Genomic DNA, 20,352 nt, shown 5'->3' with positions numbered 1-20,352 from the left:
CGTCGGTCGTGTCCGACGCCGGGCCCTCCGCGGGTCCGGTTTTCCGGGAGCCGTTACAGCTTCTCGATCACGTAGTCGATGCAGGCCGTGAGCGCCCGCACGTCCGCCGGGTCGACCGCCGGGAACATCGCGATCCGCAGCTGGTTGCGGCCCAGCTTGCGGTACGGCTCGGTGTCCACGATCCCGTTCGCGCGCAGCACCTTGGCGACGGCGGCCGCGTCGATCTCGTCCGTGAAGTCGATCGTGCCGATGACCTGCGAGCGCTTCGCCGGGTCGGTGACGAACGGCGTCGCGTACTTCGACTCCTCGGCCCAGCCGTACAGCGCCTGCGAGGACTCCTTCGTCCGGGCCACGGCCCAGTCGAGGCCGCCCTGCCCGTTGATCCACTTCAGCTGCTCGTTGAGCAGGAAGAGGGTCGAGAGCGCCGGGGTGTTGTACGTCTGGTTCTTCAGCGAGTTGTCGATCGCCGTCGGCAGCGAGAAGAACTCGGGGACGTGCCGGCCGGACGCGTGGATCTTCTGCGCCCGCTCCAGGGCGGCCGGGGAGAACGCGGCGAGCCACAGCCCGCCCTCGGCGGCGAAGGACTTCTGCGGGGCGAAGTAGTAGACGTCCGACTCGGTGATGTCGACGGGCAGACCGCCCGCGCCGGAGGTCGCGTCGACCAGGACGAGCGCGCCCTCGTCGGCGCCCGCGACCCGCTTGACGGGGGCGGCCACACCGGTCGAGGTCTCGTTGTGCGTGTACGCGTAGACGTCGACGCCCGCCTCGGCCACCGGCTCCGGGTGCGTGCCCGGGTCGGCGGAGATCACGGTCGGCTCGGCCAGCCACGGGGCCAGCTTCGCGGCCTTCGCGAACTTGGAGGAGAACTCGCCGAAGGTGAGGTGCTGCGACTTGTTCTCGATCAGGCCGTGGGTCGCGACGTCCCAGAAGGCGGTGGAGCCGCCGTTGCCCAGGATCACCTCGTAACCCTCGGGGAGCGAGAAGAGGTCACGGACGCCGGCACGCACCTCGCCGACCAGGTTCTTGACCGGAGCCTGGCGGTGGGACGTGCCGAGGAGGGAGGTGCCGGTGGCGGCCAGGGCGTCCAGCGCCTCCGTACGCACCTTGGAGGGGCCCGCGCCGAAACGGCCGTCGGCGGGCTTGATGTCAGCGGGAATCTGGATATCAGCCACGAGGCGGAGGGTATCGGGTCACGCGGGCCCGGTCGCCCGGATGTCCGCCCGATGAGACGAGGACTGGGACATCCTGGCGTCGTGGGAACACACGAGAGACTCGCCGCGGACCTGCGGGCCGCCGTCGCGGGGGACGTCGACTTCACCGCCTCCGCGCGGGCCCTGGTGACGATGGACGCCTCCAACTACCGCCGCGTTCCGGCCGGTACGGTCGCGCCGCGCGACGCAGCCGACGTCGCCGCCGCCCTCGAGGTGTGCCGGACGCACGGCGTCCCCGTCGTCGCCCGCGGCGCCGGAACGTCCATCGGTGGCCAGGCCACCGGCACGGGCGTCGTGCTCGACCTCACACGGCACATGGGACGGCTGCTCTCCCTCGACCCGGAGGGGCGGACCGCCGTCGTCCAGCCGGGCCTGGTCCTCGGCCGGCTCCGGGAGGCCGCGCGGCCGCACGGGCTGACCTTCGGGCCCGACCCGTCGACGTGGAGCCGCTGCACCCTCGGCGGAATGATCGGCAACAACGCCTGCGGGGCGCACTCGGTCGCCTGGGGCACGACCGCCGACAACGTGCGCTCGCTCGAAGTGGTGACGTACGGCGGCGACGCGTTGACGCCTGGCCGGGGCGGGCGGGGTGCGCCGCCCGGACTCCTCGACCTCGTCGACCGGAACCTCGCCCTGCTGCGGACCGGCTACCCCGCCGGGCTCCCGCGCCGGATCTCCGGGTACGCCCTCGACGCCCTGCTGCCGGAGCGGGGCGCCGACGTCGCCCGCTCCCTCTGCGGCAGCGAGGGCACCCTCGGGATCGTCACGGAGGCGACCGTACGGCTCGTGCCGCTGCCCGCCGCGCCCGTCCTCGTCGTCCTCGGGTACGCCGACGAGACCGCGGCGGCCGACGCGGCGGCCGGCCTCCTCCCGTACGGGCCGCTCACCGTCGAGGGCATGGCCGCCGACCTCGTCCGGGGCGCGGAGGCGCTGCTGCCGCGAGGCGCCGCCTGGCTGTTCTGCGAGGTCGACGGGGACGCGGCCGCGGCGGCCCTGGTCCGCGCCGCCGACGCGGTCGACGCCGTCGCGGTCCGGGACCCGGCCGGACAGCGGGCGCTGTGGCGGGTGCGCGAGGACGCGGCCGGGACGGCGACCCGCATGCCCGACGGGGCGGAGGCCTGGCCCGGCTGGGAGGACTGCGCGGTGCCGCCCGCCCGGCTCGGCGCGTACCTGCGCGACTTCCGCGCGCTCCTCGCCGACTTCGGCCTCCGGGGCGTCCCCTACGGGCACTTCGGCGACGGCTGCGTGCACGTCCGCATCGACTTCGACCTGTGGACGGGGACGGGCGTACGGGACTTCCGGCGCTTCTCGGAGGCGGTGGCGGACCTCGTCGTCGCCCACGGCGGCTCGCTCTCCGGCGAACACGGCGACGGGCAGGCGCGGGCCGAACTGCTGCCCCGCATGTACGGGGAGGAGCTCGTGGGCCTCTTCGGCGCCGTGAAGGACCTCTGGGACCCGGCCGGCGGCCTCAACCCCGGGATGCTCGTCCGGCCGAAGCCCCTCGACGCCGGGCTGCGCTTCGAGGGCCTGCCGCTCGTCGGCGTCGGGCGGGCGGCGGCCCGCTGCGTGGGCGTCGCCAAGTGCCGGGTGGACGGGCCGGGTTCGGGACCGGGCGTGATGTGCCCCTCGTACCGGGCGACCGGCGAGGAGAAGCACTCCACCCGCGGGCGGGCCCGCCTCCTGCACGAGATGGCGCTCGGCGAGATCGTCACCGACGGCTGGCGCTCCGAGGAGGTCCACGAGGCCCTCGACCTCTGCCTGTCCTGCAAGGGCTGCCGCAGCGACTGCCCGGTGGGCGTCGACATGGCCGCGTACAAGGCGGAGTTCCTCGACCACCACTACGCCGGGTTCGCGGGCGCCCTGCGCAGGCCCCGCTCGCACTGGACCGTCGGAGGGCTGCCGCGCCTGCTCGACCTCTTCGGGCGGGGCCTCAATCTCGCCACGGCGCTGCCGGGGGCCACCCGGCTCGCCGGGATCACGCCCGAGCGGACGCTGCCGCGCGTCGCCGACCGCACCTTCACGTCCTGGTTCGGCGAGCGCGGCTCCCGCCGCCCGCCCGCGCTGACCCTCTGGCCCGACACCTTCACCGACCACCTCGCGCCCGAGGCCGGCCGGGCCGCCGTCCGCGTCCTGGAGGCGGCGGGCCTCGGCGTCGCCCTGCCGCAGGGTCGGGTCTGCTGCGGGCTCACGTACGTCTCCACGGGGCGGCTCGGTGCGGCACGGAAGGTCATGCGCCGCGCCCTCGACGTCCTCGAACACCCCACCGCCCCCGTCGTCGTCCTCGAACCCTCCTGCGCGGCGACCCTCCGCACCGACCTGCCCGAACTCCTGCCGGACGACCCCCGCGCGGCGCGCCTCGCCGCCTCCGTCCGCACCTTCGCCGAGGCCCTGGAGACCCTGGCCCCCGACTGGGAGCCGCCGCGCCTGGACCGGCCGGTCGTCGGGCAGACCCACTGCCACCAGCACGCCGTCCTCGGCGACGCCGCCGACCGCCGACTGCGGGCCCGGGCGGGCCTGACGGGCGACCTCGCGGGCGGCTGCTGCGGCCTGGCGGGCAACTTCGGCCTCGAACCCGGCCACCACGAGGTCTCGCTCGCCTGCGCGGAGGACCAGCTGCTGCCGTCCCTGCGGGCCGCGGCCCCGGAGGCGGAGGTCCTCGCGGACGGCTACTCGTGCCGTACCCAGATCACCGCCCTGACCGACCACCGGCCGCGCCACCTGGCGGAGGTGCTCGCGGAGACGCTGTAGGGGGTTCGGTTCCCGCGTCTCACGTCCCGTGGACGATCTCGCGGGCCATCGTGACCAGTGCCGTCGTCGCCGGGTGCGGGAACGCGTCCCGCCAGGCCAGGACGACCGGCAGCGGGGGCGCGTCGGGCAGCGGGCGGTAGCTGACGCCCGGGTGCGGGTGGAGAGCGGCGGTGGAGGCGGAGGACACGCCGACGCCCCGGCCCGCGGCGATCGCCGTGAGCCAGTCGTCCGTGTTGGCGACGGTGAGGGTGGCCGTCGGGCGGGCGGCGGGCGCCCAGAGCGCGAGGGTCGTCGTGCCGGAGACGGTGTTGAGGACGACGGTCTCGCCCGCCAGGTCGTCCAGGGCGAGGCGGGGACGGTCGGCGAGCGGGCTGTCGGCGGGCAGCGCGGCCACCCGCGCCTCCGTGGTGAGCTCCGCCGTGACGAGGCCGGGCGCCTCCACAGCGCCGCGCAGCAGGGCGGCGTCGACCTCGCCGCGGGCGAGCCCGGCCGTACGGTCGTCGACGCGGAGGAGTTCGAGCGGCGTCTGGGGGTGCTCGCGCTGCCAGCGCCGCAGCAGGGGAGTGGTGTACGGGCCGAAGGCCGACCAGGCGTGCCCGAGGCGCAGGGGGCGGTGGCGCAGCCGCGCCGGGTCGACGGCCGCGTCGAAGGCGGCGAGCGCGGCGGCGGCCCGGTCGCGGAAGGCGCGGCCCTCGGCGGTAAGGGCGAGGTGGTGGGTGGAGCGCTCGACGAGCCGGGCGCCGAGGTGCAGTTCGAGGGCGGCGAGCGTGCGGGAGACGGCGGGCTGGGTGAGGTGGAGCCGGGCGGCGGCGCGGGTCAGGCTCGACTCCTCGGCGATGGCGAGGAAGCAGCGGAGGTGACGCAGCTCGATGCTCATGCGTCCGGAGCATAACCGCAGCGCAATCGGCATTTCCGGTGCCGCGCGGGGGCTCGTAGCGTGAGAGGTAGAGGAGTCGTCTGGTCCAGTACAATGGACTGGAAGTTCAGTTCAGTGAACCAGCCGCATGATGTGAAGGGAGGAGCCGGTGGAAACCCCCAGCCCGGTCAGCAGCCCGGTCAAGGACCTCGTGGCTCCGGCGGCCCCCGCCGGCGAGGGCCGAAGGGGAGCGGGCCGCGGCTTCGGGCCCGCCGGGCCCGTCGCGCTCGTCGTCGCGGGCGGGCTCTCCGTGCAGTTCGGCTCCGCCGTCGCCGTCCTCCTCATGCCGAGGGCCGGCGCGCTCGGGGTCGTCACGCTGCGGCTCGTGCTCGCCGCGGCCGTGCTGCTGCTCGTCTGCCGCCCCAAGGTCCGCGGGTACGGCCGCGCCGACTGGGGCACGGTCCTCGTCTTCGGCGCCGCCATGGCCGCGATGAACGTGCTCTTCTACCAGGCCGCCGACCGGATACCGCTGGGCGCCGCCGTCACCCTGGAGGTGCTCGGCCCGCTGGTCCTCTCCGTCGTCGCCTCCCGCCGGCTCGTCAACCTCCTCTGGGCGGCGCTCGCCCTCGGGGGCGTCGTGCTCCTCAGCGGCGGTGGCTTCGACCGGCTCGACCCGGCAGGGGCGGGGTTCGCGCTGGCGGCGGGCGCGATGTGGGCCGCGTACATCGTGTTCAGCGCCCGTACGGGACGGCGCTTCCCGCAGGCCGACGGGCTCGCGCTCGCCATGGCCTTCGGCGCCGTGCTCACCCTGCCGTTCGGCCTCGCGGAGGCGGGCGACAAGCTCCTCGTGCCGTCGACGATCGGCCTCGGCCTCGCCGTCGCCCTGATGTCGTCCGTCCTGCCGTACACCCTGGAGCTCCTCGCCCTGCGCCGGATGCCGGCGCCGACCTTCGCCATCCTCATGAGCCTGGAGCCGGCGATCGCGGCGACCGCGGGTTTCCTGGTCCTCGGCCAGGTGCTGGCGCTCACCGACGCGGTGGCGACAGCCCTGGTCATCGCCGCCACCATGGGCGCAGTCCGCACCACCGGCCCCTGAGCCCTGGCCTGCGCCTGGGCCCTCGGCGCCGGTTCCGGCGGGCGCGGGCCCGCGCCGCGTGTGGCCCGAACGGGGTGGGGAATGGCCCGGGGACTGTTTTACGGGGACAGGGCCGCGGCGATCATGGGTCGGCAGGCGACGACACGACGAGGAGGACCCGACATGGCCCTGGAGATGCGAGACCGCTGCGAGCGCTGCGAGACGGCGGCCCTCCCACCCTCCGCCCCCGCCCGCATCTGCTCCTACGAGTGCACCTTCTGCGTCCCCTGCGCCGACACGATGGCCGACGTCTGCCCCAACTGCGGCGGCGAGCTCGTCGCCCGGCCCCGCCGCGCCACCGCCTGACGTTTGGCGCCGTGCGCGGCGGGCAGCCGCCGCGCACGGCGGACCCGCGCGCCGCACGTCCGCCGGGGAGGAGCGTCCACCATGAATCCGGTGACCGGCACAGGCACAGGCGCAGGCGCAGGCATCGACACGGCCCCGGCCCCAACGCCGGCCCCGCCCCCCGCCCCGGACGCCACCCCACCGGTCAGTTCCCACAACGAGTGGGACCCCCTGGAGGAGGTCCTCGTCGGGCGGCTCGAAGGGGCGACCATCCCCTCCGGGCATCCGGTCGTGACCTGCGCCATCCCCCCGTGGGCCGCCCGGCTGCAGCGCCGGGTCGCCGGGCGCCGGTACCCGCGCGTGCTGGTCGAGCCCGCGCGGCAGGAGATCGAGGGGCTCGTCACGCTCCTGGAGTCCCTGGGCGTGACGGTGCGGCGGCCGGATCCCTTCGACCACCGCCGCCGGTTCCGTACGCCCGGCTGGTCGTCCCGCGGGTTCTGCAACAGCTGCCCGCGCGACAGCCTGCTCGTCGTCGGCGACGAGATCATCGAGACGCCGATGGCGTGGCCGTGCCGCTACTTCGAGACCGAGGCGTACCGCACGGTGCTGAAGGACTACTTCCGGCGCGGGGCGCGCTGGACGGCGGCGCCGAAACCGCAGCTGTCGGACGAGTTGTACGACGCGGACTACCGCATCCCCCGGCACGGCGAGCCGGTCCGCCGCATCGTCACCGAGTTCGAGCCGGTCTTCGACGCGGCGGACTTCGTCCGGGCCGGCCGGGACCTGTTCGTCACCCGCAGCAACGTCACCAACGGCATGGGCATCGAGTGGCTGCGCCGCCATCTCGGCCCGGACTACCGCATCCACGAGGTGGAGAGCCGGTGCCCCACTCCCATGCACATCGACACCACGCTGCTGCCGCTCGCGCCGGGGAAGGTGCTGGTCAACCCCGAGTACGTCGACCCGGACCGGCTGCCGGAGGCGCTGCGGTCCTGGGACGTCCTGGTCGCGCCCGAACCCGACCCGGTCGGTGAGCGGATGCTCCGGCTGACCTCGATCTGCGGCGCCTGGCTGAGCCTGAACGTGCTGATGGTCGACGAGAAGCGGGTGATCGCGGAGCGGCACCACACCGGCATGCTCCGGGCCCTTGAGCGCTGGGGCTTCGAGCCGATCCCGTGCGACCTGATGCACTACGCGCCGTTCGGCGGCTCGTTCCACTGCGCGACGCTCGACGTCCGCCGCCGCGGCACGCTCCAGTCGTACACCTGACGCGACGCCCGACGCCTCGCACGCCCGGGGGGGGGCACATCACGGCGAGCCGGTCCACCAGCGGCTCCACCCTGCGCCCGGTGTCCTCCGGCGGGAGCCGCCGCGCCCGGGTCAGGGTGGCGAGGCCGTGCAGGGCCGCCCTCGTCTGAGCCGCCCGCGCCGGTACCGCCCGCACCGCCCCCGCCCGCGCCGGTCCCGTGCGGCGCGCGCGGACGTCGACCGCTTCGCAAATCAAAGCATGCATGCTTGATTGTTTCTTTCGGGGCTGCCATGCTCCTCACGCACGACCGTGACCCGCCCGTCCCCCGAGGGGAGCGCACCGTGTCGGACCCCGTCGTCGTCCTCGACGACCTGCGTGCCGAGAGCGAGGAACTCGACGCCCTCGTCGCCGGGTTGAGCGAGCAGCAGTGGGCCCTGCCCACTCCCGCGCCCCGCTGGAGCATCGCCCACCAGATCGCGCACCTCGCCTGGACGGACGCCGCCGCCCTGCTCGCCGCCACCGACGCCGAGGCCTTCGCCGCCGAGACCGCGAAGGCGCTCGCCGCGCCCGAGCGGTTCGTCGAGGAGGGTGCAGAGGAGGGCGCGAAGCTCCCGCCCGCCGCGCTCCTCGCCCACTGGCGGGCGGGCCGCGACCGCCTCCGGGAGGCCCTGCTCGCCGTGCCGCCCGGGGCCCGGTTCCCCTGGTACGGGCCGCCGATGAGCGCCCCGGCCATGGCCACCGCCCGGCTCATGGAGACCTGGGCGCACGGCCAGGACGTCGCCGACGCCCTCGGGGTCGTCCGGACGCCGACGGCCCGGCTGCGGCACGTCGCCTGGATCGGTCACCGCGCCCGCGACTACGCCTACCTGGTGCGGGGTGAGCAGCCGCCCGCCGAACCGTTCCGCCTCGAACTCACCGGCCCCGGCGGGGAGTCCTGGACGTACGGCCCCGAGGGCGCCGCCCAGCGGATCACCGGCCCGGCCCTCGACTTCTGCCTGCTCGCCGCACAGCGCGTCCACCGCGCCGACACCGCCCTGGTCGCGGAGGGCGCGGACGCCGAGCACTGGCTCACCATCGCCCAGGCCTTCGCGGGCCCGGCCGGCCCCGGCCGCGCCCCCAGGGGGACCCCCGCCGGCCCCGGCCGCGCACCCGAGGAGGTCTAGGCCGTGCCCGACGTGCTCCGCATCGGCAACGCGTCCGGTTTCTACGGCGACCGCTTCAGTGCGGTCCGCGAGATGCTGACCGGCGGCGGCGACAGCGGCGGCGGCAGCGGCCGGATCGACGTCCTGACCGGCGACTACCTCGCCGAACTGACCATGCTCATCCTCGGCCGCGACCAGCTGAAGGACCCGGCCGCCGGATACGCGAAGACCTTCCTGCGCCAGATGGAGGAGGGCCTCGGGCTCGCCCACGACCGGGGCGTGCGGATCGTCGCCAACGCGGGCGGCCTGAACCCCGCCGGCCTCGCCGACGCCCTGCGGGCCCTCGTGGACAAGCTCGGCCTGCCGACCCGCGTCGCCCACGTCGAGGGTGACCGACTACCGCCCCACGACGGCGAGGTGACGGCCAACGCCTATCTGGGCGGCGCCGGGATCGCGGCCTGCCTGGCCGCCGGGGCCGATGTCGTCGTCACCGGCCGCGTCACGGACGCCGCCCTCGTCACCGGACCGGCACAGTGGCACTTCGGCTGGGCCCCCGACGCGTACGACAGCCTCGCGGGCGCGGTCGTCGCCGGACACGTCCTGGAGTGCGGCACCCAGGCCACCGGCGGCAACTACGCCTTCTTCACCGGCCACGACGTGCGGCGCCCCGGCTTCCCCGTCGCCGAGCTGCACGCCGACGGCTCGGCCGTCATCACCAAGCACCCCGGGACCGGCGGGGTCGTCGACCTCGGCACGGTCACCGCCCAGCTCCTCTACGAGACGCAGGGCGCCCGCTACGCCGGACCCGACGTGACCGCCCGCCTCGACTCCGTACGGCTCCGCCAGGAGGGCCCTGACCGAGTCAGGATCGACGGGGTGCGGGGCGAGGCCCCGCCGCCCACCCTCAAGGTCGGCCGCTGCCGCCTCGGCGGCTTCCGCAACGAGGTCGTCTTCGTCCTCACCGGCCTCGACATCGAGGCCAAGGCCGCCCTGGTCCGGGAGCAGATCGGCGACGCCCTGGCCGAGGCCCCGCCCGCCGAGGTCCGCTGGGAACTCGCCCGCACCGACCGCGAGGACGCCGCCACCGAGGAGACAGCGAGCGCCCTGCTCCGGCTCGTCGTCCGCGACCCCGACCCCGAGAAGGTCGGCCGCACCCTGACGGGGGCCGCGATCGAGCTGGCCCTCGCGAGCTACCCGGGCTTCCACGTGACCGCCCCGCCGGGCAGGGGCGCCCCCTACGGGGTGTTCACCACCACGTCCGTACCGGCCGGAGAGGTGCCGCACACGGCCGTGCTCCCCGACGGCACCCGTCACGCCGTTCCCGCCCCGACCCGGACGACCGCCCTCGCCCCCGTACCGGAACCGGAGCTGCCGCCCCCGCCGCCGGACGGGCCCACCCGGCGCGCCCCTCTCGGTCGCGTCGCCGGGGCCCGCAGCGGCGACAAGGGCGGCGACGCCAACGTCGGCGTCTGGGTCCGCACCGACGCGCAGTGGCGCTGGCTCGTCCACGCCCTCACCGTCGACCGCTTCCGCGCCCTCCTGCCGGAGACGGCCGCACCGGCCGTCACCGTCACCCGGCACGTCCTGCCGAACCTCCGGGCGCTCAACTTCACCGTCGCCGGCCTCCTCGGCGAGGGCGTCGCCTCCCAGGCCCGCTTCGACCCCCAGGCGAAGGCGCTCGGCGAATGGCTGCGCTCCCGCCACCTCGACATCCCGGCCGCGCTGTTGGAGGGCCCCCTGTGACTGCTCCCGGAAGGCCACCCGTGACCGCCCCTGGAGGGCCCCCTGTGACCGCCTCCGCCGTCCCGGCCCCGCTCCCGCAGGGCTCCCCGTGCCCGCTCCCGGAGGGATCCCGACCGTGACCGTCCTCGCCTCCGCCCTCGACACCGGCGGGCCCGACCACGCCGCCCACCGGGCCGCCATGCTCGACAAGCTCGCCGCCCTCGACGCCGCGCACGCCGGGGCCCTCGCGGGCGGCGGCGAGAAGTACACCGCCCGGCACCGCGCACGCGGCAAGCTCCTCGCCCGCGAGCGCGTCGAACTGCTCCTCGACCCCGACTCGCCCTTCCTGGAGCTCTCGCCGCTCGCCGCCTGGGGCAGCGACTACCCCGTAGGGGCCTCCCTGGTCACCGGCATCGGGGTCGTCGAGGGCGTCGAGTGCCTGATCACCGCCAACGACCCGACCGTGCGCGGCGGTGCCTCCAACCCCTGGACGCTGAAGAAGGCGCTGCGCGCCAACGAGATCGCGTACGCCAACCGGCTGCCCGTCGTCTCGCTCGTCGAGTCCGGCGGCGCCGACCTCCCCTCCCAGAAGGAGATCTTCATCCCGGGCGGCGCGCTCTTCCGCGACCTCACCCGGCTCTCGGCCGCCGGCATCCCCACCGTCGCCGTCGTCTTCGGCAACTCCACGGCCGGCGGCGCCTACGTCCCCGGGATGTCCGACCACACCGTGATGATCAAGGAGCGGTCGAAGGTCTTCCTCGGCGGCCCGCCGCTCGTGAGGATGGCGACCGGCGAGGAGAGCGACGACGAGTCCCTCGGCGGCGCCGATATGCACGCCAGGACCAGCGGCCTCGCCGACCACTACGCCCTCGACGAGGCCGACGCGATCCGGCAGGCCCGCCGGATCGTCGCCCGCCTCAACCACCGCAAGGCCCACCCCGATCCGCCGCCCGCCGCCCCGCCGGCGTACGACCCGGAGGAGCTCCTCGGCATCGTCCCCGGCGACCTCAAGACCCCCTTCGACCCGCGCGAGGTCATCGCCCGGATCGTCGACGGCTCCGAGTTCGACGAGTTCAAGCCCCTCTACGGGACGTCCCTGACGACCGGATGGGCGCGGCTGCACGGTTATCCGGTCGGCGTCCTCGCCAACGCGCAGGGCGTCCTCTTCTCCGCCGAGTCGCAGAAGGCCGCCCAGTTCGTCCAGCTCGCCAACCAGCGCGACATCCCGCTCGTCTTCCTCCACAACACCACCGGCTACATGGTCGGCAAGGAGTACGAGCAGGGCGGCATCATCAAGCACGGCGCCATGATGATCAACGCGGTGGCGAACTCGAAGGTCCCGCACCTGTCCGTCCTGCTGGGCGCCTCGTACGGCGCGGGCCACTACGGCATGTGCGGCCGCGCCTACGACCCCCGCTTCCTCTTCGCCTGGCCGAGCGCCAAGTCCGCCGTCATGGGCCCGCAGCAGCTCGCGGGCGTCCTGTCGATCGTGGCCAGGGCGTCGGCGGCCGCGAAGGGGCAGCCGTACGACGAGGAGGCCGACGCCGGGCTCCGCGCGCTGGTCGAGGCGCAGATCGAGTCCGAGTCCCTGCCGATGTTCCTCTCCGGGCGGCTCTACGACGACGGGGTCATCGACCCCCGCGACACCCGCACGGTCCTCGGACTGTGCCTCTCCGCGATCCACACGGCACCGGTCGAGGGCGCGCGCGGCGGCTTCGGCGTCTTCCGAATGTGAGGCCTCAGGTGATCAGGACAGTCCTCGTGGCGAACCGGGGCGAGATCGCCTGCCGGGTCTTCCGCACCTGCCGCGAACTCGGCGTCGCCACCGTCGCCGTGTACTCCGACGCGGACGCCGGTGCCCTGCACGTCCGGGAGGCCGACGCGGCCGTACGGCTGCCGGGGGCCGCGCCCTCGGAGACGTACCTCCGGGGCGATCTGGTCGTGGCGGCGGCGCTCGCGGCGGGCGCGGACGCCGTCCACCCCGGCTACGGCTTCCTCTCCGAGAACGCGGGCTTCGCGCGGGCGGTCCTCGACGCGGGCCTGGTGTGGATCGGGCCGCCGCCGGAGGCGATCGAGGCGATGGCCTCCAAGACGCGGGCGAAGGAGCTGCTCGGCATCCCGCCGCTCACGGACGTCACCGAGGCGGACCTGCCCGTCCTGGTGAAGGCGGCGGCGGGCGGCGGCGGGCGCGGCATGCGCGTCGTACGCGAACTGGGCTGCTTGGAGGCCGAGTTGGCGGCCGCTTCGGCGGAGGCGGCGAGCGCCTTCGGGGACGGCGAGGTGTTCGTCGAGCCGTACGTGGAGAACGGCCGGCACGTGGAGGTGCAGCTCCTCGCCGACATCCACGGCACCGTGTGGGCGCTCGGCACCCGCGACTGCTCGCTCCAGCGCCGCCACCAGAAGGTGATCGAGGAGGCCCCGGCGCCCGGCCTGCCCGCCGCCCTGGAAGCATCCCTCCTCGACACGGCGGTCCGGGCGGCGAAGGCCGTCGGGTACGTCGGCGCGGGCACCGTCGAGTTCCTCGTCGCCGACGGCCGCGCGCACTTCCTGGAGATGAACACCCGCCTCCAGGTCGAGCACCCGGTGACCGAGGAGGTCCACGGCGTCGACCTCGTCGCCCTCCAGCTCGCGGTCGCCGAGGGCCGCCCCCTGCCGCCCGAGCCGCCCGCCCCGCGCGGCCACGCCGTCGAGGCGCGGCTCTACGCCGAGGACCCGGCGCACGCCTGGGCCCCGCAGACCGGGACCCTGCACCGCCTCGACGTGCCGCGCGAGGGCGGCGTCCGCCTCGACACCGGGTACGCCTCCGGGGACGCCGTCGGCGTCCACTACGACCCGATGCTCGCCAAGGTGATCGTCCACGCCCCGACGCGCGAGGCGGCGCTCCGCAAGCTCGCCCACACCCTGGAGCGGGCCGCGATCCACGGGCCCGTCACCAACCGGGACCTGCTCGTGGCGTCCCTCCGCCACCCCGACGTCGCCGCGCCGGAGAGCCTCGACACCGGCTTCTACGACCGGCACCTGCCCGCGCTCACCCGGGGGCCGGAGGGCGAGGAGTACGCGGCCGTGGCCGCCGCCCTCGCCGCGGCGGCCGCCCGCCCGGGCCGCTTCGGCGGCGGCTGGCGGAACCTCCGCGCGCAGGACGAGACGCGGACGTACGGCGGCGGGCGCGGCGACCACGAGGTGCGCTACCGCCCGACCCGGGACGGCGGGTACGAGGTCACGGGCCCGGCGGGCGTCCGGGTGGTGTCGGCGGCGCCCGACGCGGTACGGCTCGAAGTGGCCGGAGTCGTACGGCACTTCGCGGTCGCCTCGTACGGTCCGGGGACCGTCCACGTCGGCCCCCACCGGCTCGTCCCCCGCCCCCGCTTCACCGACCCCGCCGACCACCGGGAACCCGGCTCCCTGCTCGCGCCCATGCCCGGCACCGTCGTCCGCGTCGCGGACGGCCTCGCCGTCGGCGCCCGGGTCACCGCCGGACAGCCGCTCCTCTGGCTGGAGGCCATGAAGATGGAGCACCGCGTCACCGCTCCCGCCTCCGGCACGCTCACCGCGCTCCACGCCGCCCCCGGCCGCCAGGTCGAGGTCGGCGCCCTGCTCGCCGTCGTACAGAGCGACGTCCAGAGCGACGTCCAGGCCGATGTCTCGACCGAAGCACAGGAGGACCCGACAGCATGAGCACGACTCCGAGCCCCGCGCCGAGCGCCGCCGTCGAACCGGCCGAGCACACCGCCCTCCGCGCCGCCGTCTCCGCCCTCGGCCACCGCCACGGCCCCGGCTTCGACCGGGCGGCCCTGTGGGCCGAGGCCGGGAAGCTCGGCTACCTCGGCGTGAACCTGCCCGAGGAGTACGGCGGCGGGGGCGGCGGCATCGCCGAACTCTCCATCGTCCTGGAGGAGGCGGGCGCAGCCGGGGCGCCGCTGCTCATGATGGTCGTCTCGCCCGCCATCTGCGGCACGGTCATCGCCCGCTTCGGCACCGACGGGCAGAAGCGGAGCTGGCTCCCGGGGCTCGCGGACGGCTCGCGGACGATGGCCTTCGGCATCACCGAGCCCGACGCGGGCTCCAACTCCCACCGCATCACCACCACCGCGACCCGGACCGAGGACGGCTGGGTCCTGAACGGCCGCAAGGTCTTCGTCTCCGGCGTCGACATCGCGGACGCCACCCTGATCGTGGGCCGCACCTCCGACGCCCGCACCGGCTCCCTCAAGGCCTGCCTCTTCATCGTGCCGCGCGAGACGCCCGGCTTCGGCCGGCGTGCCATCGATATGGAACTCGACGCCCACGAGAAGCAGTTCGAGCTGACCTTCGACGACGTCCACCTGCCGGCCGACGCGCTCGTCGGCGACGAGGACGCGGGCCTGCTCCAGCTCTTCGCCGGGCTCAACCCGGAGCGGATCATGACGGCCGCGTTCGCGATCGGCATGGGCCGCTTCGCCCTCGGCCGGGCCGTGGCGTACGCGAAGGAGCGCCAGGTCTGGAAGGCCCCGATCGGCGCCCACCAGGCCGTCGCGCACCCGCTCGCGCAGGCGCACATCGAGCTCGAACTCGCCCGCCTGATGATGCAGAAGGCGGCCCGGCTGTACGACGCGGGCGACGACGCCGGCGCGGGCGAGGCCGCGAACATGGCGAAGTACGCGGCGGCCGAGGCGTGCGTCCGGGCCGTCGACACGGCCGTCCACACCCTCGGCGGCAACGGCCTCACCAAGGAGTTCGGCCTCGCCCGCCTGATCACGGCGTCCCGCGTGGCCCGGATCGCCCCGGTCAGCCGCGAGATGATCCTGAACTACGTCTCGGCCCACACCCTGGGGCTGCCCAAGTCGTACTGAACGGGCCGGTCGGGCGGGGCTTCTGACACAGTGCGGAGTCGATTCCGTACGGACCGGTACCGGATGTGAACATCCTGTGTACGATCCCGTCACTTCGCACCTCCGCTCACTGCCCTCCGGAGAGACGCCCGTGTACCCGTCGCAGCACCCCTACCAGCCCGCGCCCGCGCCCCTGCGGAGACGCTGGTGGCAGCATCCGGTCCTGATCGTCTGCCTGCTGGTGTTCCTCCCGCCGGCGGGCATAGCCCTGGCGTGGACGAGCCGGTGGACGCAGACGAAGAAGATCGTGGCGACGGTCCTCTCCGGGCTCTGGTTCCTGCTGCTCGTCGTCAGCGACCCGCCGAAGGAGGACGGCGGGGCCGACCCGAAGCCGGCGACCACCGCCACCGCCCCGCCGACGACCCCCGCCCCCACCACCGAGCCCCCCTCCGCGACGCCCACGACGGAGCCGGCCCCGGTGCCGACGACCACCACGCCCCCCGAGCCGACGGCCGCGCCGACGACCGAGGCGCCCGCGACCACCCGGGCGCCGGAGCCGACGCGTCAGCCCACCCGCACCCCGGCCCCGCGCCCCACGACACAGCAGCCCGAGACGGCCGAACCGGCCGAAACCGCCGACGAGTCGAGCGTCTACTACCGCAACTGCACGGCCGTACGCGAGGCCGGAGCGGCCCCCATCCACGCGGGCGACCCGGGCTACGGCAGTCACCTCGACCGCGACGGCGACGGCGTGGCCTGCGAGAGCTGACGAAGGCCCACCGCCCCCTCACGAACCATGCATGCGTGCTTGCTTGTTTTCCGGCTTGCTGACAGGGTCTCCCCAAGCCGCACCGGCAGCAGCGATCCTGGCGACCACCTTCCACCTCTCCCAGGGGGCAAGCATGGTGTTCCACAGCGAGTACGCGGACGTCCCGAGCGTCTCCCTTCCCATCCACGACGCCGTACTCGGCCGCGCCGCCGAGTACGGCGACACCCCCGCCCTCGTCGACGGAACCGGGGAGCTCACCCTCACGTACGCCCAGGTCGACGCCTTCCACCGGAGGGTCGCCGCCGGGCTCGCCGAGGCGGGGGTGCGGAAGGGGGACGTGGTGGCCCTGCACAGCCCCAACACCGTGCTGTTCCCCGTCGCGTTCTACGCGGCGACGCGCACCGGGGCCGCCGTCACCACCGTGCACCCGCTGGCCACCGCCGAGGAGTTCGCCAAGCAGCTCCGCGACGCGGGCGCCCGCTGGATCGTGACCGTGTCACCGCTGCTCCCCGTGGCCCGCGCGGCCGCCGAACTCGCCGGCGGTGTCGTCGAGGTGTTCGTCTGCGACCAGACGCCCGAGGGGGCGGGCGTCCGCTCCCTCCAGGCGTTCCTCGGCTCCACCGGCCCCGTGCCCGAGCCCGCCGTCGACCCCGACGAGGACGTCGCCGCCCTCCCGTACTCCTCCGGCACCACGGGCGTCCCCAAGGGCGTGATGCTCACCCACGCCTCCATCGCCACCAACCTCGCCCAGCTGGAGCCGCTCATCCCGATGGGACCGGGCGACCGCATCCTCGCCGTCCTGCCCTTCTTCCACATCTACGGCCTGACGGCCCTGATGAACGCGCCCCTCCGGCAGGGCGCCACCGTCGTCGTCCTCTCCCGCTTCGAGCTGGACACCTTCCTCGCCGCGATCGAGAAGCACCGCATCAACGCCCTCTACGTCGCCCCGCCGATCGTCCTCGCGCTCGCCAAGCACCCGGCCGTCGCCGACTACGACCTGTCGTCCCTGGAGTACATCGTCAGCGCGGCCGCGCCCCTCGACGCCTCCCTCGCCGAGGCATGTTCGGCACGGCTCGGCCTGCCGCCCGTCCGGCAGGCGTACGGGATGACCGAACTGTCCCCGGGAACCCACGTCACCCCGCTCGACGCCGCGAACCCGCCGCCCGGGACCGTCGGCAAGCTGCTGCCGTCCACGGAGATGCGCATCCTCTCCCTCGACGACCCCTCCAAGGACGCCGCCCCGGGCGAGGAGGGCGAGGTCGCCATCCGCGGCCCGCAGGTCATGAAGGGCTACCTCGGCCGCCCCGACGCGACCGCCGCCATGATCGACGCCGACGGCTGGGTCCACACCGGCGACATCGGCCGGGTCGACGCCGACGGCTGGCTCCACGTCGTCGACCGCGTGAAGGAACTCATCAAGTACAAGGGCTTCCAGGTCGCGCCCGCCGAGCTGGAGGCGCTCCTCCTCACCCACGAGGGCATCGCGGACGCCGCCGTCATCGGCGTCACCGACGCCGAGGGCACCGAGGTGCCGAAGGCCTTCGTGGTCCGCCAGCCGTCCGCGGCCGGCCTGGACGCCGCGGACGTCATGGCCCACGTCGCCGCCCGCGTCGCCCCGTACAAGAAGGTGCGGGCCGTCGAGTTCGTCGACGCCGTCCCGCGGGCAGCGTCCGGGAAGATCCTCCGTCGAGAGCTGAGGGACCGCACGTGAACCTGATACGCACCACCGAGGAGCGGGGAGTGACCACCCTCGCCCTCGACTCCCCGGCCACCCGCAACGCCCTGTCGGCCGCGCTCGTCGCCGAACTCGCCGACGCGCTCACCGCCTGCGGCAAGGACCCGGCCGTCCGGGCCGTCGTCCTCACCCACACCGGCGGCACGTTCAGCGCGGGCGCCGACCTGAAGGCGCCGCCCAGCCCGTACGCCTTCGTCGACCTGCTCCGGCAGATCGTCGAGCTGCCGAAACCGGTCGTCGCCCACGTCACCGCCGGCAGCCACACCCGGGCCGGCGGCGTCGGGCTGCTCGGCGCGGCGGACATCGTGGTGGCGGGGGAGGGCGCGGACTTCGCCCTCACGGAGGTACGGATCGGGGTCGCGCCCGCCGTCGTCTCGCTCACCCTCCTGCCCCGGCTGGAGCCGCGCGCCGCCGCCCGCCACTACCTGACGGGCGAGCGGTTCGGTGTGCCCGAGGCCCTCGCCATGGGCCTGGTCACCGCTGGGGAGGAGGAGCTGGGCGCCGTCCTCGACGCGCTGCGGGCCGCCTCCCCGCAGGGGCTGCGCGAGGCGAAACGCCTGGTCACCGCTAGAGTCCTGGAGACCTTCGAGCGCGACGCGGAGGACCTGGTGCAGAGGTCGGCGACGCTGTTCGCCTCCGCCGAGGCGCGCGAGGGGATGACGGCCTTCCTCGAACGACGGGACCCCGCATGGCGGCTGTGACCGCACCCAAGCCGGACCGGAACCCCAGCTCGGACCGGAGCCCCAAGCCGGACCGGAACCCCAAGCAGGACCGGAGCCGGGCCACGCGGCAGCGGCTCCTGGAGGCCGCCGTGGCCTGTCTCGCCGAGTACGGCTGGGCGGGGTCCACGGTGGCCGTGGTCGCCGAGCGGGCCGGTGTCTCGCGGGGCGCGGCCCAGCACCACTTCCCGACGCGGGAGGACCTCTTCACGGCGGCCGTCGAGTACGTCGCGGAGGAACGCTCGCAGGCCCTGCGCGCCCTGCCGTCCGACGACCGCCGCGAGGTCGTCGCCGCCCTCGTCACCCTCTACACCGGGCCGCTCTTCCGGGCGGCGCTCCAGCTGTGGGTGGCCGCCGCGAACGAGGACCAGCTCCGCGACCGGGTCGCGGAGCTGGAGGCGCGGGTCGGCCGCGAGTCCCACCGGATCGCCGTCGAACTGCTGGGCGCGGACGAGTCCCGCCCGGGCGTCCGCGAGACCGTGCAGGGCCTCCTGGACATGGCCCGCGGCCTGGGCCTCGCCACGCTCCTCACCGACGACACCACCCGCAGGGAGCGGGTGGTGTCCGAGTGGGCCCGCCTGGTGGACGAGGCCCTGAGCGCCTGAGGCCCGGGGCTGCGGCGCGGCCGGACGCCCGGGGGCCCGCCCCGTCGGACACCCGGGCGCCGCCCCGTCAGACGCCCGGGATCTCGCGGGCCCGGAAGGCGTCCCGTACGGCCGCGGCCGCCCCCGCCCCGTACATCCGCTCCGCCGTCGCGACCGTCGTCCGGGCCGCCGCCTCGAAGCTGGTGTCGGGAGCGAAGCCGAACTGCGCGTTGACGATGATCCGGTCGGCGGTGCGGGCGCCGAGCGCCGTACGGATGTCGAGGAGGGCGCGGGACCAGATCTCGCCGTCGGCGTGGACCTCGCCCTCGCGGTCCGCGTACGTCTTGGTGCCGTCGAGGCGGCGCAGGCAGTGCGGGGCCGCGCTGTAGCCGGTGGCGTCCCAGTCGGCGACGCACGCCTGGTCGGCCTTCATCGGCCAGCCGTACTTCTGGACGGCGTGGGTGCCGACGGCCATGGCGAGGTAGTCGCCGAAGGCCTCGCCGATCGCGCCGGACTCCGCGGTGGTGCCGAAGCCGGGGACCTGGGCGTGGTGCACGGCGTGGCCGTACTCGTGCAGGACGACCTCGGCGTCCTCGGCGTCGTCGACCCCGCCCTTGCCGAAGCGGATCTCGGCCTTCTTGTCGGTGAAGTACGAGTTGTCGGCGCCCCACTGGTTGAGCCGCACGGGCTGCACGCGGTCGTTGGCGCCGCGCAGCTCGGTGCCGAAGCCGAGGCCCTGGAGGTACTCCTGCGCCTCGTTGACCCAGAAGTACGCCATGACCTGCTCGAACTCGTCGTCCGTGCGGTCGTACGAGGCGGCGTCGGCGACCTTGGCGGGCGCGCCGGTCTCGGAGCGCACGGTGACCCACCTGCCGGAGAGGCCGCCGCTCGCGTCGAGGTTGCGGAGGGTCGCGAGGGCGTAGGCGGAGGCGGGGACGTCGCTCGCCGCGTCCTTGTGGTCGGCGAGGCTCTGGTCACCGGTCGACTGGACGGGGTTCACCATGAAGACGCGGCCCAGCGGCAGCGAGCCGGCGGCGGTCGCCGAGGCGGGGGAGCCGGTCACGGAAACGGAGCCGGCCGAGGCGCCCGCGGGCGCGTGGGTGGCGGCGGAGGCGCCCGGGGCGGGGAGCAGGGCGGCGGCGGCCAGGGCGACTGCGGTGGCGGCCACCGGGCCGCGGAGCGTGCGGCGGCGGGTCATGGACATCCTCCTGCGGGGAACGGGCGCGACGGGACGATTGGCATGCGCGGGACATGCAAGGCGGCGATCTTCGCGCACCGCCCGCCACCCTGAACAGGCCCCCGAACCCCCATCGCCCTGTGACCCGGGCCACAGTCGAACCCCGCCCTCCGCAGTACGCTGGTCGCATGCCAACGCTCGTACGCCGTCGC

At 74.9% G+C, this 20,352-nt stretch carries 16 protein-coding genes and 1 pseudogene; 13 read left to right on the top strand and 4 right to left on the bottom strand.

Going from position 1 to position 20,352, the window contains the following annotated elements:
• Nucleotides 1–53 precede the first annotated feature (53 nt).
• Complete coding sequence (serC, locus tag ACWDVG_RS03655; protein WP_451695806.1) at nt 54–1,172, bottom strand: phosphoserine transaminase; 1,119 nt, start codon at nt 1,170–1,172, stop codon at nt 54–56.
• 51 nt (nt 1,173–1,223) lie between these two features.
• Between serC and ACWDVG_RS03650 the strand changes: the two genes are divergently transcribed.
• On the top strand, nt 1,224–3,959 hold the full coding sequence (locus tag ACWDVG_RS03650; RefSeq protein WP_451695804.1) for an FAD-binding and (Fe-S)-binding domain-containing protein: 2,736 nt from the start codon (nt 1,224–1,226) through the stop codon (nt 3,957–3,959).
• Between the two features lie 19 nt (nt 3,960–3,978).
• Here ACWDVG_RS03650 and ACWDVG_RS03645 read toward each other — a convergent pair whose 3' ends face one another.
• Nucleotides 3,979–4,836: a LysR family transcriptional regulator gene (locus ACWDVG_RS03645; RefSeq protein WP_451695803.1), complete on the bottom strand. Its 858-nt coding sequence runs from the start codon at nt 4,834–4,836 to the stop codon at nt 3,979–3,981.
• A 190-nt stretch (nt 4,837–5,026) separates the two neighbouring features.
• On the opposite strand from ACWDVG_RS03645, the gene ACWDVG_RS03640 reads away from it, so the two are divergent.
• From ACWDVG_RS03640 to ACWDVG_RS03630, 3 genes are all read left to right on the top strand, one after another.
• Complete coding sequence (locus tag ACWDVG_RS03640) at nt 5,027–5,911, top strand: EamA family transporter (RefSeq protein ID WP_451696160.1); 885 nt, start codon at nt 5,027–5,029, stop codon at nt 5,909–5,911.
• 162 nt (nt 5,912–6,073) lie between these two features.
• On the top strand, nt 6,074–6,256 hold the full coding sequence (locus ACWDVG_RS03635; protein ID WP_451695801.1) for a DUF1272 domain-containing protein: 183 nt from the start codon (nt 6,074–6,076) through the stop codon (nt 6,254–6,256).
• 81 nt (nt 6,257–6,337) lie between these two features.
• Nucleotides 6,338–7,504 (top strand): amidinotransferase, encoded by a 1,167-nt coding sequence (locus ACWDVG_RS03630; RefSeq protein WP_451695799.1) that lies wholly within the window; start codon nt 6,338–6,340, stop codon nt 7,502–7,504.
• Between the two features lie 37 nt (nt 7,505–7,541).
• On the opposite strand, the pseudogene ACWDVG_RS03625 reads toward ACWDVG_RS03630, so the two are convergent.
• Nucleotides 7,542–7,643, bottom strand: a pseudogene (locus ACWDVG_RS03625) (TetR family transcriptional regulator); the annotation flags it as partial.
• 182 nt (nt 7,644–7,825) lie between these two features.
• Here ACWDVG_RS03625 and ACWDVG_RS03620 point away from each other — a divergent pair.
• From ACWDVG_RS03620 to ACWDVG_RS03580, 9 genes are all read left to right on the top strand, one after another.
• Nucleotides 7,826–8,647: a TIGR03084 family metal-binding protein gene (locus tag ACWDVG_RS03620; RefSeq protein ID WP_451695797.1), complete on the top strand. Its 822-nt coding sequence runs from the start codon at nt 7,826–7,828 to the stop codon at nt 8,645–8,647.
• Between the two features lie 3 nt (nt 8,648–8,650).
• Nucleotides 8,651–10,369 (top strand): acyclic terpene utilization AtuA family protein, encoded by a 1,719-nt coding sequence (locus tag ACWDVG_RS03615; RefSeq protein ID WP_451695795.1) that lies wholly within the window; start codon nt 8,651–8,653, stop codon nt 10,367–10,369.
• Nucleotides 10,370–10,484: 115 nt separating this feature from the next.
• Nucleotides 10,485–12,083 carry an acyl-CoA carboxylase subunit beta gene (locus ACWDVG_RS03610; RefSeq protein ID WP_451695794.1) on the top strand — a complete coding sequence of 533 codons (1,599 nt, stop codon included), beginning with the start codon at nt 10,485–10,487 and terminating at the stop codon, nt 12,081–12,083.
• An 8-nt stretch (nt 12,084–12,091) separates the two neighbouring features.
• The gene (locus ACWDVG_RS03605; protein ID WP_451695793.1) at nt 12,092–14,023 is read left to right on the top strand and encodes an acetyl/propionyl/methylcrotonyl-CoA carboxylase subunit alpha; all 1,932 of its coding nucleotides are present in this window, start codon (nt 12,092–12,094) and stop codon (nt 14,021–14,023) included.
• The gene (locus ACWDVG_RS03600) at nt 14,020–15,177 is read left to right on the top strand and encodes an acyl-CoA dehydrogenase family protein (protein WP_451695791.1); all 1,158 of its coding nucleotides are present in this window, start codon (nt 14,020–14,022) and stop codon (nt 15,175–15,177) included. The genes ACWDVG_RS03605 and ACWDVG_RS03600 overlap by 4 nt, the downstream gene beginning before the upstream one ends.
• Nucleotides 15,178–15,307: 130 nt before the next feature.
• Nucleotides 15,308–15,925 carry an excalibur calcium-binding domain-containing protein gene (locus tag ACWDVG_RS03595; protein ID WP_451695789.1) on the top strand — a complete coding sequence of 206 codons (618 nt, stop codon included), beginning with the start codon at nt 15,308–15,310 and terminating at the stop codon, nt 15,923–15,925.
• A gap of 133 nt (nt 15,926–16,058) precedes the next feature.
• Nucleotides 16,059–17,636: a 4-coumarate--CoA ligase family protein gene (locus ACWDVG_RS03590; RefSeq protein ID WP_451695787.1), complete on the top strand. Its 1,578-nt coding sequence runs from the start codon at nt 16,059–16,061 to the stop codon at nt 17,634–17,636.
• Entirely contained in the window at nt 17,633–18,361 is a 729-nt protein-coding gene (locus ACWDVG_RS03585) for an enoyl-CoA hydratase family protein (protein WP_451695785.1), read from the top strand. Before ACWDVG_RS03590 ends, ACWDVG_RS03585 begins: the two co-directional genes overlap by 4 nt.
• Nucleotides 18,349–18,984: a TetR/AcrR family transcriptional regulator gene (locus ACWDVG_RS03580; RefSeq protein ID WP_451695783.1), complete on the top strand. Its 636-nt coding sequence runs from the start codon at nt 18,349–18,351 to the stop codon at nt 18,982–18,984. Before ACWDVG_RS03585 ends, ACWDVG_RS03580 begins: the two co-directional genes overlap by 13 nt.
• Nucleotides 18,985–19,051: 67 nt before the next feature.
• Here ACWDVG_RS03580 and ACWDVG_RS03575 read toward each other — a convergent pair whose 3' ends face one another.
• Nucleotides 19,052–20,161: a M4 family metallopeptidase gene (locus ACWDVG_RS03575; RefSeq protein ID WP_451695781.1), complete on the bottom strand. Its 1,110-nt coding sequence runs from the start codon at nt 20,159–20,161 to the stop codon at nt 19,052–19,054.
• Nucleotides 20,162–20,352 lie beyond the last annotated feature (191 nt).

This window comes from Streptomyces sp. NPDC003327, from assembly GCF_053589515.1.
The sequence above is the reverse complement of the archived record's forward strand: the minus strand, read 5'-3'. Positions and strand labels throughout refer to the sequence as shown.